This is a genomic window from Acrocarpospora phusangensis (assembly GCF_016862995.1).
Classification (GTDB): Bacteria; Actinomycetota; Actinomycetes; order Streptosporangiales; family Streptosporangiaceae; genus Acrocarpospora; species Acrocarpospora phusangensis.
Window position 1 is genome coordinate 48974 of sequence record NZ_BOOA01000026.1, and the last position, 13900, is coordinate 62873.

Genomic DNA, 13900 nt, shown 5'->3' on the forward strand with positions numbered 1-13900 from the left:
TGCTCATGGAGGCGCAGCCGGTGGCCACGGAGACGCGGCGCGGGGTCGAGGTGACGGTCCGGGAGCTCACCAAGCGGTTCGGCGAGGGCGAGAGCGGGATCGTCGCGGCCGACGCGGTGACGCTGCACGTGCCCGCCGGTCAGCGGGTGGCGCTGCTCGGCGCGTCCGGTTCCGGCAAGTCCACGCTCCTGCACCTGATCGGCGGCATGGAACGCGCCGACAGCGGCACGATCACCGTCGGGGACCACGAGGTGACCGCGCTCGGCCGCCGGCGGCTGTCGGTCTACCGGCGGAGCGTGGGCTTCGTCTTCCAGCGGTTCCACCTGCTGCCCGCGCTCACCGTCCTGGACAACGTGATCGCTCCCGTGCTGCCCCGGCGGGTCGGCTTCGACCGGGCCGAACGGGCGCGGCAGCTGCTCGCGGCCGTGGGGCTGGCCGAACGCGCGCACGCCGTGCCGTCGCAGCTGTCCGGCGGCCAGCAGCAGCGCGTCGCCATCGCCCGCGCGCTCATCGGCGAACCCCGCATCATCCTGGCCGACGAGCCGACCGGCAACCTCGACTCGGCCACCGGCAGGGACGTCATGGAGCTGGTCGGCCGCCTGGTCGAGGAGCACGGCCTCACCCTCCTGATGGCCACCCACGACGAGAACCTCACCGCCCACTGCGACCGGGTGATCCGGCTGCGCGACGGCGTCGTCATCGAGGACACCGGCGCATGATCCCCGTCCTGCTGGCCGTGGTGGCGGTTCTGGGGTTCGTCGTCCGGCTGCGCCGTAGATTCCTGGTGGTGACCGTACGGGGGGCGAGCATGGAGCCGGCCTTCCGCGACGGCCAGCGGGTGCTGACGCGGCGCTGCCGCCCGGAGGCGCTGCGGACCGGGGACGTGGCCGTCTTCCACGGCCCGGCGGAGCACGCCGATCTGCTGATCAAGCGGGTGGCCGCGCTGCCCGGAGAGCGGGTGCCCGCGGAGGTCCGTACGTCGCTCGACGACGCCCGGGTGCCGCGCGACTCGCTCGTGGTGCTCGGCGACAACCGCCGCGCCAGCCAGGACTCCCGGCACTACGGCTACGTCGCGGCCGGCCGTCTGGTGGGGACCGTGATCAGGACCATGTAGACGCCTGTATCGGGGCTGTGCCCGCGCTGTGCTGGGAATATGCGTCGGCTTCCTACGCTCGGATCAGTCCATGAGCGAAGGGAGCTTTCATGAGGACGCTGGTCAACCGGGTCGCCGACCGCCTGCTCGAACGAGTGGCGCCACGCGCCGAGGCCCAGGCCTGCGGGTGGACGAGCTACTGCGGCTGCTACTCCGGCTACATCTACTACTTCAACACCTGCTCCGGCAACTGCCAGGCGCGTTGGTACGCGGGCTGCCCCTGAGCCCCGAGAACCGTCCGGCGCGATGGCCTTCGGGCCGCGCCGGACGGTTCTTCCTTTCCCGCTCAGCCCTTCGCCACCAGCACGTCGGCGACGGCGCCCCCGCTGGCCAGCACCTTCTTCTCCGTGCCGACGAGCGCGAAGGCGGGGAACGCCCGTACGCGCAGGGCCTCCATGACTCCCTCGCCCCGGTTCTCGACCACGACCCGGGCCACGGGGTGCAGCGCGGCCTGCTGCTCGGCCGTCTCTCCGGGATCCCCGGCGACGACGGCGAGCACGTGGTCGCGTCCGTACGGGTGGTTCTTGGCCGCCTCGACGAAACGCGGGAGATGCTCGGCGCAGGCCGGGCAGCTGGGCGAGAAGAACCCCACGAGCGTCGGCTCGAAGGTCAGGTCCGCGTCGGAGGCCGCCTCGCCGTCCGTCGTCACGACCGCGTACGCGCCGACGGGCTCCCCGGGGGCGGCGATGGCGGCGGGCGGTGTGGAGAGCGCGGCCAGCGCGGCCGAGTGCTCGCGGAGCCTGCGGATCACCCCGAAGGTGAGCACGAGGTCGAGCAGGCACACGGCGCCCACGAGGGCGAGCAGGGCGATGACGATCGGCATGCGGTCAGCTCTCTTCCGTCGGTGCGGCGAACAGGTAGGCCAGCAGGTCGGTGAGCAGGACGAGCAGCGTCAGGAAGAGGCTCACGGCCACCAGCACCGCGAGCAGCGCCGGCTCGGGCGCGGGGGCCGGCCCGAGCGCGAGTCCGCAGGCCGCGGCGGCCAGCAGGAACACGTTCCTGGCCAGGTGCGCCCCGCCGACCGGTGTCACCGAAGGCCCGAAACAGGCGCAGCGCACGGCGCGCCGGTTCCTGACAGCGCCCGCGATGGCGACCGTGAACCCGGTGAGCAGCGCCGCCGCCAGCACGAACCCGGCGGCCGGAGCCACCGCCAGCAACACGGGGACCGCCGCCTCTCCGATCAGCGCGACGGCCGCGACCATCCCGGGTCTGCCGAAAGGAACGAGCGCCCGGGTCGCGTCCCCATATCGCGCGTACGCACCCGGCCCCCGGACCTTGCTCAGCGCCGAAACCGTGAATACCGCCCCGATGAGAAATCGCGCCACCAGATATGCCGCCGCGCCAATGGACATCGTGGCCCCGTCACTACGACCTCATTTCCGGCCAGCGTAGGAGCCGGGTGCACAGGCGGCGCACATTCCTCATACAGTTCCGCGCGCCGAACCGGTCACCCTGTTCTGGACGTCCGGGCGGAGCAGGTCGGTGTCGCGCCGGAGAATCGCGGTGTGGAGCAGGTCGATCCGGCCGTCCGGGTCGAGGCCGAGTGAACGCTGGAGCACCTCCCGGGCGCCGGAGCACGCGTGCAGGGCGCCCGCGATGTCGCCGAGCCGGTACAGGGTCACCACCAGCTGGCGGTGCGGGCGCTCCCGGATCGGGTGTTCGGCCAGGTGCCTGCGCAGGTCCTCGGTGAGGGCCGACGCGCTGCACTGGTTGGTGGTCGTCAGGTCCAGCCGTACGTCGAACCAGTCCTCCAGCACGCCGAGACGCCGTTCGTCCAGCGCGGCGGCGGCCGCCGCGAGGATCGGGCCGCGGCAGAGCCCGGTGAGCGCGGGTCCCCGCCACAGGCCCAGCGCCAGCTCGTACGCCCTCTCGGCCGAGCACAGGTCCCCGTCCACCTGGCTCTGCTTGGCCCGCCAGCAGAGATCGCCGAAGATCTCCACGTCCACCTGGTCCCGGTCGGTCAGCAGGCGGAGGCCGTCCGGGTCCGAGACGAGCTGCGCGCCGCCGGCGAAGACGATCCGGCGCAGCTCGGTGGCGTAGGTCCGCAGGTTGGACATGGCGGACGCGGGCTGGGCGGCGTCCCACAGCTCCTCCAGCATGCGGTGCCAGAGCACGAGCTTGCCGGAATTGAGCAGCAACATGGCCAGCAACGCCCGCGGTTTGTGCGCGGTCAGCGATATCGGCCGCACGTTGTCGACTATTTCGAAGGGCCCCAGTAATTGAAAGTTCAACCCCATCAACTTCCCCCGGTCCCGAAAGTTTCGGAAGATTACAGAAAATATAAACTTTACCGAAGGTGCTTTTCAACGTGCGCGAACTGGTAGCCGCGCGCCTGCAGCGTGAACAGCCGCGCGTACACTCCGCCGGCGGCCATCAGCGTGTCGTGCGTGCCCTGCTCCGCCACCTGGCCCCGATCCAGGACGACGAGCAGGTCGGCCTCCCGCACCGCGCTGAGCCGATGCGAGATCAGCACACTGGTACGCCCCCGCCGATGCTCCCGCAGCCGGGTGTGGACCTCGTGCTCCGCCTCGGCGTCCAGCCCGGAACCGGGTTCGTCCAGGATGAGCAGATCGCGGTCGCCGCGCAGGAGGGCGCGGGCCAGGGCCAGCCGCTGCCACTGGCCCCCGGACAGGTGCAGACCCCGCTCGCCGCCGTCCCCGTCCAGGAAGATCCGCGACAGCAGGGTGTCGTACGCGCGAGGCAGCTCCGCCACGAAGGTGTGGGCGCCCGCCCGGCGCGCCGCCCCGACGAGCCTGGACCGGTCGGTCAGCGCGTCGAGGTCGCCCAGGCCGATGTTCTCGGCCACCGTCAGGTCGTACTCCATGAAGTCCTGGAACACGGCTCCGACGCGGGCCCGGAGGTCGTCCGGGGCCAGGTCGCGCAGGTCGATCCCGTCCCAGAGGATCGCGCCGCGTTCCGGGTCGTACATGCGGCACAGCAGTTTCACCAGCGTGCTCTTGCCGGCGCCGTTCGTGCCCACCAGGCCGACCGTCGACCCGTACGGGACGGAGAGGCTGACCCCGCGCAGCGCCCACTCCTGGCCGGGGGAGTAACGGAACCACACATCCCGCAGCTCGATGCCCTGGCGGAGCGGGCGTACGGGCCGGGGCCGGGCGGGGAGCGGCAGGTCGGAGCCGTCGGTGAGCACGGCGCGGAAGTGCGCGAACAGCCGGAGCTGTTCGTGCGCCTGGGCGATCTCGGTCACCAGGCCCGTGACAGCCCCCTGCACCCCCGCGACACCAGCGACGAACAGGGCGATGTCGCCGATCGAGCGGTCGCCGTCCAGCGCGCCGAGCAGCACCCACAGCAGCCCGGCCCCGGCCAGCAGCGCGCTCGCGAGCGCCGTGCAGCCCTGCACGGCCAGCTCCCGCCGGTCCATGCGGCGGCGCTCGCCGTCGGCGACACGGCGCTCGCCCAGCATCAGCTCCCGCAGGTGACCGGCGATCCCGAACAGCCGGATCTCCTTGGCGGCCTTCACGCTGACCAGCAGGTTCTGAAAGAAGATCTCCCGGCGCTCGTACGGCCCGATGTGCCACATCACATCCGCCCGCCGCCGCGCCAGCCACAACTCCGCCAGCAGCACCGGCACGGCGGAACCGACCACCAGCACCGACATCCCCGGACTGATCACGACCAGGGACGCCAGGAAGCCCACACCCACGAGCCCGGTCCTGGCGATCCCCAGCACGGCCGCGACCAGCAGTCCCGGCGTGGCACCCCCGTGCCCCAGCGCGATCCGCAGCCGATCGAGAAAGACCGGCTCCTCGAACCGGGCCAACCCCACATATCTCTCAGTGGCCCGGAACAACCCGTCCACGGCCGCGAACCCGACCCGCCGCCTCATCTCATCCTGGACATACCGGACGCCCGGCGGCAGCAGCGCCGCGCAGACCCCGCACAACCCCAGCGCCACCGCCAACGCGACGACGCCACCCACGGTCGCTCCACCGCGCTCGATCACATCCAGCACGGCCTTCGTCAACCAGGCGACGGCAAGAGGGACGGCGGCGGCGAGAACGGTGAACGCGGCGAACAGCGCCAGCCGGACCCGCCCGGACCGCCAGGCGAGCCCGAGCGCCATCCCCAGATCCCTCACGCCCCGCCGCCCACCGGTGTAACCCCGTCGGCGAGCGGCATGCGATCGGCTCCTTTCCAGCAGGGGAGGTGCCAGACATCGGTTCCGCTGCGCGCCAGGCTAGAAGCCCCCCGCACAGCCGACATACATTCCCGGCACAGCCGCTAGGCTCCCTGCCTCAGGACGCGCTCAGCGACCTGAGTTCCGTGTCACGCACGGAATGCGATCAGGCGGAGCGCTGCTCGTGGTGGGTATGCCGCAGTTGACCGAGGTCGAGTTCTATCCGGGATCCGTGGACGGTGACCACGATGCTCGCGCTGTCGGCGCCGGTAGCCATCAGGTATTCGTACAGGGTGGACAGCAGCATGTCGTTGCGATTCTCCAGCCGGGACACCACGCCCTGGCCAACCCCGAGTTTGCGGGCCACCTCCACCTGGGTCATCTGCCCCGCCTTGCGGATCATCGCCAGGTTCATCGCGTGGGCCCGGTCCATCTCTTCGGCCGCCTCGTGAGCCTGGGCGACCTCCGCGGCGAGCTGCGGGTCGGACAGGAGCCGGTCCAGATGCTCGTTGCCGCGGACAAACGTTGGGTTCTCGGGCTCGGTCATGGCTTCTCCTCGTAGGACGTCTCCCGTTTCCACTGGTCGATCAGGGCGTCTGCACGGGCGGTGACACTTTTGTAGAAAAGGTCGCCCAGCCTGGCTTTGTCTCCGGCGAACAGTGCGACGACCACCTTGCCGGTGTCGGGCGGGAACCAGCAGACCAGCCGCACCGCCACCTCCGGATGGTAGGCGTGGGAAACCCGCCACAGCGGATAGCGCCGCGACTGGCGCACCCATCGCAAGGTGGCCGTCTCTTCTTCTCGGTCTGGTGGTTCGCTCAGGTTCCGAAGCTGATCCAGCGCGCGGGCCGTGAAGACCAGCATGAGGCGTGCGTGTCCATCGCCCGCGCGTGCGTCGGCTTCGAGCCGGTCGAGCCAGGTGCCGAAGTCGGCTGGCCAGTCGATGTCCACCTTCAGATTATGACTTCAGAGCGATATGTCATGCAAGTCATATTGCCTATGACGACAGACGGTCAGCGAACCTGCGTTTTCTGGTTGTCGAGGGCCTGCTGGACGGCTTCGCGGACGCGGGCTTCCTCGCGGTCCTTGCGGCGGGCGCGCCTGCGGCGGGAGAGGAGGAAGGCGCCGACGAGGAGGGCGAGCAGGAGGGCGAGCAGGAGGAGCTGGGTCCAGGGGAGGGCCCAGGCGCCGGTGGAGGCGAGGACCGGTTCGAGGGAGGTGGTGGCGCCGGAGGCGTCGGTGAGGAGGGGCATGAGGATGGTGGTGGCGGCCAGGCGGAAGGCGGGGGAGACGTGGTGGACGGGGACGGTCATCTTCCAGCTCTCGCCCGGGAGGAGCTCCGGCGGGGCGGCGATCTGGCCGGCGTCGGTGGCGAGCCAGCCGAAGGGGCCCGCGACGGACATCGTCTGCTTGGCCGACAGGATGGCGTTGCCGGTGTTGTGGATCGTGTAGCTGATGATGGCGTCGCCGGAGGAGAACGGGTTGACGGAGCCCGCGTAGTCCATGCGGAGGTCCTCGATCGCGAGGTTCGGCCGGAGCTGGCCGCTGACCCGCAGTATGATCCGGATGCCGAGGCGCCGGTCCACGTTGATGCCCCCGGCGTCGCCGGGCTGCGTCAGGGAGGTGAGGATGCCGCCCACGTAGTCGCCGGGCGGCGCGTTGTCCGGAACGGTGACCTTGAGGGGGATCGTGATGGACTGGCCGGGCTTGATCTCGGCGTGGTCGCGGTCGGCGTGGACCCAGGCGCCGATGCCCACGGACTTCTTGTCCTTGGGGAACAGGTCGAGTTGGCCGGTGTCGGTGGTGAAGCCGTCGGCGGCGTACACGGCGAGGTCGAGCGGGTCCTTGCCGCGGTTGGCGACGATCAGGCCGTCCTCGAGTGAGCCGCCGGGGTTGACGACGTAGTCGAAGCTGGACCGGTCGGCGCCGTAGTTGTTGGACTCCGTCCTGACCGTCCAGGCGACGTCGCCGTCGTCGGCCAGCGCGGGGCTCGCGTGCAGGCCGGTGATCGCGCAGGAGGCGAGCAGGGCCAGGGCGGTGGTTCGGAGGAAGGCGGCGACCGGGTTTGCCCGGCGCCTGGTGAGCGCGTGCATCTCAGCTCCACGGGCGATCTTGGATGTGGCTGGAACGAGTGACGGGGTGGACGCCCGAAGGCGCCCACCCCACCAGGGAGAACAGGGACCGGTCAGCTGCTCAGCGCGGTGATCGTGAGGGTCGCGCGGTAGCCACCCTTGTCGACGCTGCCCGGGATCTTCAGCGACAGCTCGGCGCCCAGCTTGGCGACGCCCTTGGCGTGGCCCTGGTCGGCCCAGCCGAGGCCGCGCGAGACGGACAGACCCTGGCCGTGGTCGTCGTAGGCGGAGGGAACCGCCCCGCTGGCCTTGGCCCCGGCGCCGTCCTCGATGACCCGCGGCGTCCAGCCCAGGTACGCACCCGAGAAGGTCTTGGCGGCGTCGGCGAAGTCGCTCACGCTGGCCGAGATCGACCACGGCGCGAGCGAGCGGCGGTTGTCCGACACGACGATCGGGTTGATCTGACCGGCCGCCTCGAAGTAGTCGCCGTTGTGCTCCTTGGCGGTGCCGAGGTCGACGAGGCCGTTGTAGCCGTCGATGGTCCAGCCGAACTCACCGGGGGCGGCGTTGGGCACGTTGACCTGGAGGGCCTGCCCGTCACCGTTGTACGGGTGCACGGTCACCTTGTCGACGATGGAGCCGACCGGCTTCTCGGCGGGGTTGTTGGAGCAGGACAGCCCACGCTCGACCGCCGCGTTCGGAGGCGCACAGGTGCCACTCCGGACGTTCTCGACGACGAGCTTGTCCTTGCGCACGCCGACCTTGATGTAGGACCGCACGTGCTCCTGGTTCTGGACCGAGTTGTACCAGTAGCTGCCCGGGTTCAGCGGGTCGGCGCCGTTGCCCGCGCCGCTGGTGCCCGAGGCGTCCGGGGCGGAGATGTCGTAGTACTTCGAACCCGAGGCCGAGTTCGAGGTCACGTACAGCACGCCGCCGGGGCCGGCGGTCACGTCGGCGGCGCCGGGCTGCTCGTCCGGGTTCGCCTTCTGGCTGTTCTTGATCAGGTAGCTGCGGGAGTACGCGTGGTCGTGGCCCTGCAGCACCAGGTCCACCCCGAGGTTGGAGAAGGCGGTCGGGAAGTCGACCCGGCGCACCTTGGCGTCTCCGTCCTTGGCGTGGGAGGCCGGCGAGTAGATGGCGTGGTGGAAGACGAGCACCTTCCACTTGGCCTCGGCGCCGTGCTGCTTGATGACATCGGTCACGTACGCGACATGCGCCGCGTCACCGCCGCCGCCCTGGGTGGTGGCGTAGCTGTTGCTGTTGATGTCGATGAACAGGGTGTCCTTGTACACGAACCAGTAGTTGCCACCGGAGGTGTTGGACGCCGGGTTGCCGTTGGCGTACAGCGGGCCGGAGCGGTCGGTGTTGGGCACGGTGAAGTGCTGCTCGTAGGCCTTGCTGCCGACGTCGTGGTTGCCGATGGTGGCGACCCACGGGTACTGGCGCAGCTTGTCGGAGCCGAGGAAGGCGTTCCACTGGGTCTCGGTGCCCGCGGTCTCGACCTGGTCACCGCCCGACACCAGCAGTTCGGAGTCCGGGTTGGCGCTGAGCGCGACGTCCAGGGTGTCCTGCCAGCCGGCGCCGTCCTTGGCCGTGTCGCCGGAGGAGCCGATCTGCGGGTCGCCGAAGAACAGGAAGTCGTAGTCGCCCTCGAAGTCCTGCGTCCTGAACGCGTACGTCTCCGACCAGCCGGACTCGCCGCCGACCCGGTACGAGTACGCGGTCTGCTCCTGCAGGTTGCTGATCGTGGCGTGGCGGTTGTAGCCGCCGCTGGTGGCGATGTTCGCCCCGCCGGCGGCGTCGAAGGTGGCGGCGTCGGCCGGGAACTCGCCGTTGACGAGCTTCGCGGTCGGGACGACCTGGACCTTCTGCGCGGTGTCGGCCGCGGAGTACCAGGTCACGGTGCGCTGGGTCTCGTTGGCGCCGACGCCGAGGATGATCCCGGTGAGCGTGGTGTCGGCGGCGTTGGCGGGGGCCGCCACACCGCCGAGGGCCACGGCCAGGCCCAGGAACGCCGCGGTGGCCCCGGTGGCCACGCGGCGCCGCATCAGGCCGGAAGCCTGGATGCCTAATGTCATGGTAAATGTCCTTTTTGTACAAGAACGTACAGAGAAGCGCCACTCAAGCTTCCGCTGTCCGGTAAATCGTTCGTGAATGTGCGCTAGCCGGCTTATGGAATGTTCCAAAAGGGCTGATATGTCATGACTCGAACGTGTGCTCGATGAACCAGGTCGGACCCATGACGGCTGCGTCGGCGGAGATCGGGCCGCGGGTCATGGATGAACGAGAGCCGTCCCCCTGACGAACTGACGGATAAATAACCCCATAGCAATCCTTATAGATCTAAAATGGGACGAAGGGGATAGGAGGATGGACGCGCATCACCCGTCACAACCCGGAGAACGATCATCTTGCGTCCCCCGCCGCGGGTCGTCGCCGCACTGGCCGCCCTCGCCGTACTGGTCAGCGCGTGCGGTGACGACTGGGCAGAACCCCACGACAAGCCCACCGCCGTCGGCGCCCTCGGCCCGGACTTCCTCGCGCCGTCCACCACACCCGTCCCGGAAGCGACCATCACCCCCGGGCCCGGCTCGTGGGATGGAGTCCGTCCGTCGGAGGACTACCGCGTGGTCCTGCTCACCACCGGCGACGACGCGCCCACCCAGGCCCTCGTGACCGCGGTTCAGGAGTGGGCCGACGAAGAAGACGTCGATCTCAGGACCGTCGTCGCCGACCACCCGTACGACCTGGTCCCCACCATCACCAGCGCGCTCGACATGGCCCCCGACCTCATCGTCAGCGCCGGCAACGACCTCATCGACCCCCTGGCCATGGTCACCGCGAGCCACCTCTCCCAGCGGTTCCTCGTCGTGGGCGCCGAACTCGCCGAGCCCACCCACAACGTCACCGCCGTCGACTGGTCCGGCGCCTCGTTCCGCGGCGAGGGCCTCGGCGCCTCCTCCACGTACGACCCCGCCTCGTTCACCCCCGCCCGCTGCGCGGCCGCCATCCGGGCCGGCGTCGCGGCCGTCCTCAACGACCTGACCGGGATCGTGATCTGGCTGAGCTGAACGCGGCCGCGGCGTATGCGGCGAGTACCGCCAGACCGGCGAGCGGCGGCAGCGGGTAGAAGCCCTGCGTGGGGACGTAGTACCCGATGACGTGGGCGTACTCGGGAATGCTCTGCTGGATCGCGAAACCGGCGGCCGGGGTGATCCGGAACAGCCACGCGGTGACGGCGTCGGGGAGGATTCCGGCGAAGGCGAGCAGGAACGGGAGGATCAGCAGGGCGAACACCACGGTGGCCGCCATGAACTTACGCCGCAGGAGAGCGCCGACCCCGGCAGCGAGGACGGCCGACGCGGCGAGCAGAACCCCAGTGCCGATGATCACCCTTGCCTCGGTGAGCAGCGACACGGGGAGGACCTGGGTTCCGTTGCCGCGCAGAATCGCCGTGCCGACGGGCTCCACACATGCCGCGATAGTCCCGGTGACAAAGGCTTGCGCCGCGAGCTTGAGTGGCTCCCTGGTGCGTACACCCATGACAACGATCACGATCAGCGCCGCGAACGTCCCGATGAGGGTGGTCTCGATCCGAGGGGCGTCGAACCTCGGCGCGATGTCGCCGGTCCCGGTCACGGTCAGCGTGTCCCCGGACTCGACCAGGCCGTTCGCGCGGTGACTTCGCTCCCAATCCGTCTGTACGCCCTCGCCGCCCACCTCGTCCGTGCTCCACCCGCCCTGGAGACTGACGTGGTCGAATGTGGCGCTGGCCTGGGTGAACCGCACCTGGACGGCCCCGCCGGGCTTGCTCCGGTCCACGGTCATGTCGCCCGGAGAGGCGGCGAACAGGCCGATCCGGACCGTGGCCGGCAGCCCGGGAAGGGTGGCCGTGCCGATCGTCGTCCACTGTTCGCCGTCGGGCGACTCGTAGCCGGTGATCCTCTCCCCGCTGCGGGTCAGCCGCAGCCAGCGCGGCGACGTGCCGGTCCGACCGCCCATGTCCTCGGTGAAGTTGTACTGCATCCGCGTGCCATGGCTCCCGGTGAGCATGACCGCCGCGTACGGCGAGCCCTGCCGCACGCTCTCCTTGATCATGAGACCGGCCTTCGCCCAGGGCACCAGCCCCGTGACGATACGGTCGTGGCCGGGCGGGGGATAGGTGATGATGCCCGTCATCGACGTCAGCCGGACGGTGATGCCGCCGTCCCCGGTGAGCGCCTGGTGGGCGAAGGTGAAGCGGTCCTCGACCGCCTGGCCGTACGGGCCGATGGGGTGGGCAGGGCACGGGCCGGGGTCACAGACGCTGCGGGCTCCGGCCGCGACGAGCAGGCCGGGCACGACGATGAGCAGCGCGGCGAGCATCAGCCCGGCCAGACGCCCGCGAACCAGACGGAATCTACGCATGGGCGAAGTTCTAGGGATCCGGCCATAACAGCACCCGAACGAGGGCCGTCACGCCGGTGTTAGGTCGGGCAGGGCATCCTGGGAGGCCGGCACGGGGAGAGGGCACCATGAGCAGACGCCTCCAACTGCGGGGACGCGGCATACGGCTGCGCTTCACCGCCATGTACATGGCCCTGTTCCTGCTCTCCGGAGCCGGCCTGCTGGCGATCACCAACCTCGTGGCCGGCGGCGAGATCAGGCAGAGCGTCCCGGCGGACCCGCGACCGCGGAACGAAGTCGCCGCCCCGCAGCAGCAGATCATCCGGTTGCAGGCCGAGCTGGACCGGATCCACACGGACCAGTCGCGTCAGCTCCTCACCGGCTCGGCGGTCGCGCTGCTGGTCATGGTCGCGGTCTCGGCGGTCCTCGGCCGCGTCGTCGCCGGCCGCGTCCTGCGCCCCCTCCGTACGGTCACCGCCGCCACCCGCCGGATCACCGCCGACAACCTGCACGAACGGCTGGCGGTCACCGCTCCGCACGACGAGGTCAAGGACCTCTCCGACACCATCGACGGCCTGCTCGAACGCCTGGAGGGCGCGTTCGACGCGCAGCGCCGGTTCGTCGCCAACGCGTCCCACGAGCTGCGTACGCCACTGACCACGATGCGGGCGGCGCTGGACGTCGCGATGGCCAAACCCGCGCCGATACCGGCGCAGACGACGATGCTGGCCGACCGGTTCCGCGTCGAACTCGACCAGATCGACCGGCTCCTGGACGGACTGCTCCTGCTCGCCCGCGTCCAGCACGGCGCGCTGCCGGACCAGGTCACGGTTCCGCTCGGCCGTCTGGTGTCCGAAGCTCTGGAGCTCAGAGCCGCGGCCATCGCCGAGAAGGAGCTGACCGTCCATCGTGATCTCGATGAGAGCGCGTGGATCAGCGGAAGCCGGACACTGCTGTCGCGCATGGTCGACAACGTGATCGACAACGCTGTGATCCACAACCATCGCGGAGGCTGGATTCGGGTCGCGGTCACGGGGGACGGACTCGTCGTCGAGAGCGGTGGGCGTGTCCTCGACCAGGAGCAGGTCAGCCGGTTGGGGCAGCCGTTCCAGCGGCTGGGGGCCGAACGCACCGGCAACGCCCACGGATCCGGGCTCGGCCTGTCCATCGTCTCGGACATCGCCACTGCCAGCGGGGGCGGTCTCGATCTCCGTGCCCGGCCCGAGGGCGGGCTGCGGGTGGCGATCGCTCTGCCGCTCGGGGGCGTGCCGGGATGAGAGTGCTGGTGGTCGAGGACGCCCGCTCGCTGGCCGCGATCCTCGCCGAGGGACTGCGCGATCAGGGCATGGCAGTAGATGTGGCGCATGACGGGCTGGAGGCCGCGGCCAAACTCGACCTCAACGCGTACGACGTGGTGGTGCTCGACCGGGATCTGCCGGGGATCCACGGGGACGCGCTCTGCCAGATGATCGCCGAACGGCATGAGCGCGTGATGACGCTGATGCTCACGGCGGCCGGCGCGCCCGGTGACCGGGTCAGCGGCCTCGCCCTGGGCGCGGACGACTACCTCACGAAACCCTTCCACTTCCCGGAACTCGTTCTGCGCATCCGCGCCCTGGCCCGCCGCCAGCCTTCCGTTCGAGCCCACACGTTGCGCGCGGCCGGCCTCGAACTCGACCCCATCCGCCGTACGGTCACCAGGGACGGCCGCCACCTGGACCTGTCGGTGAAGGAGTTCGCCCTCCTCGAAGCGCTCCTGCGTGCCTGCCCCGGCCACCTCAGCACGGAAGACCTGCTCGAACAGGTCTGGGACGAACACGCCGACCCGTTCACGAACACGGTCACCGTCACCATCGGCCGCCTCCGCCGCAAACTCGGCCAACCCCCCATCATCACCACCACACCCGGCATCGGTTATCGAATCACCGACTAATAATCATTGCCGTATGGATGGCTTATGTCGCCATATTGGGTGGTGAAAGGAAAGGCCATTGCGTGCGTGTGGGGGTCCCTTTATTATTGGTGCCGAGGCCGAAATTGTGAGCGGTTGGCAATGTGACTATCTTTCGGTGTGATATTTCGAAAATTACTTTTGAGGAAATAGGCATCGTTACGCCTCGCTCCTGAGCAACCAACCGTCCACGAGCCTAGGAG

15 protein-coding genes are annotated in these 13900 nt (G+C 69.8%); 6 read left to right on the forward strand and 9 right to left on the reverse strand.

Annotated features, from left to right (window positions below):
* Nucleotides 1–5 precede the first annotated feature (5 nt).
* The 3 genes from Aph01nite_RS17370 to Aph01nite_RS17380 all read left to right on the forward strand — a co-directional run bounded on the left by Aph01nite_RS17370 (nucleotide 6) and on the right by Aph01nite_RS17380 (nucleotide 1377).
* Nucleotides 6–719 (forward strand): ABC transporter ATP-binding protein, encoded by a 714-nt coding sequence (locus Aph01nite_RS17370; RefSeq protein WP_204042000.1) that lies wholly within the window; start codon nucleotides 6–8, stop codon nucleotides 717–719.
* Nucleotides 716–1114 (forward strand): signal peptidase I, encoded by a 399-nt coding sequence (lepB, locus tag Aph01nite_RS17375; RefSeq protein WP_204041944.1) that lies wholly within the window; start codon nucleotides 716–718, stop codon nucleotides 1112–1114. The genes Aph01nite_RS17370 and lepB overlap by 4 nt, the downstream gene beginning before the upstream one ends.
* An 89-nt stretch (nucleotides 1115–1203) precedes the next feature.
* Nucleotides 1204–1377, forward strand: a complete 174-nt coding sequence (locus Aph01nite_RS17380) for a hypothetical protein (protein ID WP_204041945.1) — start codon at nucleotides 1204–1206, stop codon at nucleotides 1375–1377.
* 62 nt (nucleotides 1378–1439) lie between these two features.
* Here Aph01nite_RS17380 and Aph01nite_RS17385 read toward each other — a convergent pair whose 3' ends face one another.
* The 8 genes from Aph01nite_RS17385 to Aph01nite_RS17420 form a co-directional block, all read right to left on the reverse strand.
* Nucleotides 1440–1976: a TlpA family protein disulfide reductase gene (locus Aph01nite_RS17385; protein WP_204041946.1), complete on the reverse strand. Its 537-nt coding sequence runs from the start codon at nucleotides 1974–1976 to the stop codon at nucleotides 1440–1442.
* A 4-nt stretch (nucleotides 1977–1980) separates the two neighbouring features.
* Nucleotides 1981–2505, reverse strand: a complete 525-nt coding sequence (locus Aph01nite_RS17390) for a MauE/DoxX family redox-associated membrane protein (protein ID WP_204041947.1) — start codon at nucleotides 2503–2505, stop codon at nucleotides 1981–1983.
* 69 nt (nucleotides 2506–2574) lie between these two features.
* The gene (locus Aph01nite_RS17395; RefSeq protein ID WP_204041948.1) at nucleotides 2575–3342 is read right to left on the reverse strand and encodes an AfsR/SARP family transcriptional regulator; all 768 of its coding nucleotides are present in this window, start codon (nucleotides 3340–3342) and stop codon (nucleotides 2575–2577) included.
* A gap of 98 nt (nucleotides 3343–3440) precedes the next feature.
* Nucleotides 3441–5234 (reverse strand): ABC transporter ATP-binding protein, encoded by a 1794-nt coding sequence (locus Aph01nite_RS17400; protein WP_204041949.1) that lies wholly within the window; start codon nucleotides 5232–5234, stop codon nucleotides 3441–3443.
* A gap of 220 nt (nucleotides 5235–5454) precedes the next feature.
* Entirely contained in the window at nucleotides 5455–5835 is a 381-nt protein-coding gene (locus Aph01nite_RS17405) for a helix-turn-helix domain-containing protein (protein WP_204041950.1), read from the reverse strand.
* Nucleotides 5832–6239: a hypothetical protein gene (locus Aph01nite_RS17410; protein ID WP_204041951.1), complete on the reverse strand. Its 408-nt coding sequence runs from the start codon at nucleotides 6237–6239 to the stop codon at nucleotides 5832–5834. Before Aph01nite_RS17410 ends, Aph01nite_RS17405 begins: the two co-directional genes overlap by 4 nt.
* 62 nt (nucleotides 6240–6301) lie before the next feature.
* Nucleotides 6302–7381: a WxL protein peptidoglycan domain-containing protein gene (locus tag Aph01nite_RS17415; protein WP_204041952.1), complete on the reverse strand. Its 1080-nt coding sequence runs from the start codon at nucleotides 7379–7381 to the stop codon at nucleotides 6302–6304.
* Between the two features lie 92 nt (nucleotides 7382–7473).
* Nucleotides 7474–9438, reverse strand: a complete 1965-nt coding sequence (locus Aph01nite_RS17420; RefSeq protein WP_204041953.1) for a fibronectin type III domain-containing protein — start codon at nucleotides 9436–9438, stop codon at nucleotides 7474–7476.
* Between the two features lie 333 nt (nucleotides 9439–9771).
* Between Aph01nite_RS17420 and Aph01nite_RS17425 the strand changes: the two genes are divergently transcribed.
* Nucleotides 9772–10431, forward strand: a complete 660-nt coding sequence (locus Aph01nite_RS17425; protein ID WP_204041954.1) for a type 1 periplasmic-binding domain-containing protein — start codon at nucleotides 9772–9774, stop codon at nucleotides 10429–10431.
* On the opposite strand, the gene Aph01nite_RS17430 is transcribed toward Aph01nite_RS17425, so the two are convergent.
* Nucleotides 10394–11767 (reverse strand): DUF1349 domain-containing protein, encoded by a 1374-nt coding sequence (locus Aph01nite_RS17430; RefSeq protein ID WP_204041955.1) that lies wholly within the window; start codon nucleotides 11765–11767, stop codon nucleotides 10394–10396. The genes Aph01nite_RS17425 and Aph01nite_RS17430 overlap by 38 nt on opposite strands.
* Before the next feature lie 107 nt (nucleotides 11768–11874).
* On the opposite strand from Aph01nite_RS17430, the gene Aph01nite_RS17435 reads away from it, so the two are divergent.
* Together Aph01nite_RS17435 and Aph01nite_RS17440 are read left to right on the forward strand one after the other, a co-directional pair.
* Nucleotides 11875–13023 carry a sensor histidine kinase gene (locus Aph01nite_RS17435; RefSeq protein ID WP_204041956.1) on the forward strand — a complete coding sequence of 383 codons (1149 nt, stop codon included), beginning with the start codon at nucleotides 11875–11877 and terminating at the stop codon, nucleotides 13021–13023.
* Nucleotides 13020–13679, forward strand: a complete 660-nt coding sequence (locus tag Aph01nite_RS17440; RefSeq protein ID WP_204041957.1) for a response regulator transcription factor — start codon at nucleotides 13020–13022, stop codon at nucleotides 13677–13679. The genes Aph01nite_RS17435 and Aph01nite_RS17440 overlap by 4 nt, the downstream gene beginning before the upstream one ends.
* Nucleotides 13680–13900: the final 221 nt, after the last annotated feature.

What these genes read in the sequence shown, in the direction of transcription:
- Aph01nite_RS17370 (WP_204042000.1), top strand. Translation starts at nt 6, where the DNA reads ATGGAGGCGCAGCCGGTGGCCACGGAGACGCGGCGCGGGGTCGAGGTG.
- lepB (WP_204041944.1), top strand. Translation starts at nt 716, where the DNA reads ATGATCCCCGTCCTGCTGGCCGTGGTGGCGGTTCTGGGGTTCGTCGTC.
- Aph01nite_RS17380 (WP_204041945.1), top strand. Translation starts at nt 1,204, where the DNA reads ATGAGGACGCTGGTCAACCGGGTCGCCGACCGCCTGCTCGAACGAGTG.
- Aph01nite_RS17385 (WP_204041946.1), bottom strand. Translation starts at nt 1,976, where the DNA reads ATGCCGATCGTCATCGCCCTGCTCGCCCTCGTGGGCGCCGTGTGCCTG.
- Aph01nite_RS17390 (WP_204041947.1), bottom strand. Translation starts at nt 2,505, where the DNA reads ATGTCCATTGGCGCGGCGGCATATCTGGTGGCGCGATTTCTCATCGGG.
- Aph01nite_RS17400 (WP_204041949.1), bottom strand. Translation starts at nt 5,234, where the DNA reads ATGGCGCTCGGGCTCGCCTGGCGGTCCGGGCGGGTCCGGCTGGCGCTG.
- Aph01nite_RS17405 (WP_204041950.1), bottom strand. Translation starts at nt 5,835, where the DNA reads ATGACCGAGCCCGAGAACCCAACGTTTGTCCGCGGCAACGAGCATCTG.
- Aph01nite_RS17415 (WP_204041952.1), bottom strand. Translation starts at nt 7,381, where the DNA reads ATGCACGCGCTCACCAGGCGCCGGGCAAACCCGGTCGCCGCCTTCCTC.
- Aph01nite_RS17420 (WP_204041953.1), bottom strand. Translation starts at nt 9,438, where the DNA reads ATGACATTAGGCATCCAGGCTTCCGGCCTGATGCGGCGCCGCGTGGCC.
- Aph01nite_RS17430 (WP_204041955.1), bottom strand. Translation starts at nt 11,767, where the DNA reads ATGCGTAGATTCCGTCTGGTTCGCGGGCGTCTGGCCGGGCTGATGCTC.
- Aph01nite_RS17435 (WP_204041956.1), top strand. Translation starts at nt 11,875, where the DNA reads ATGAGCAGACGCCTCCAACTGCGGGGACGCGGCATACGGCTGCGCTTC.
- Aph01nite_RS17440 (WP_204041957.1), top strand. Translation starts at nt 13,020, where the DNA reads ATGAGAGTGCTGGTGGTCGAGGACGCCCGCTCGCTGGCCGCGATCCTC.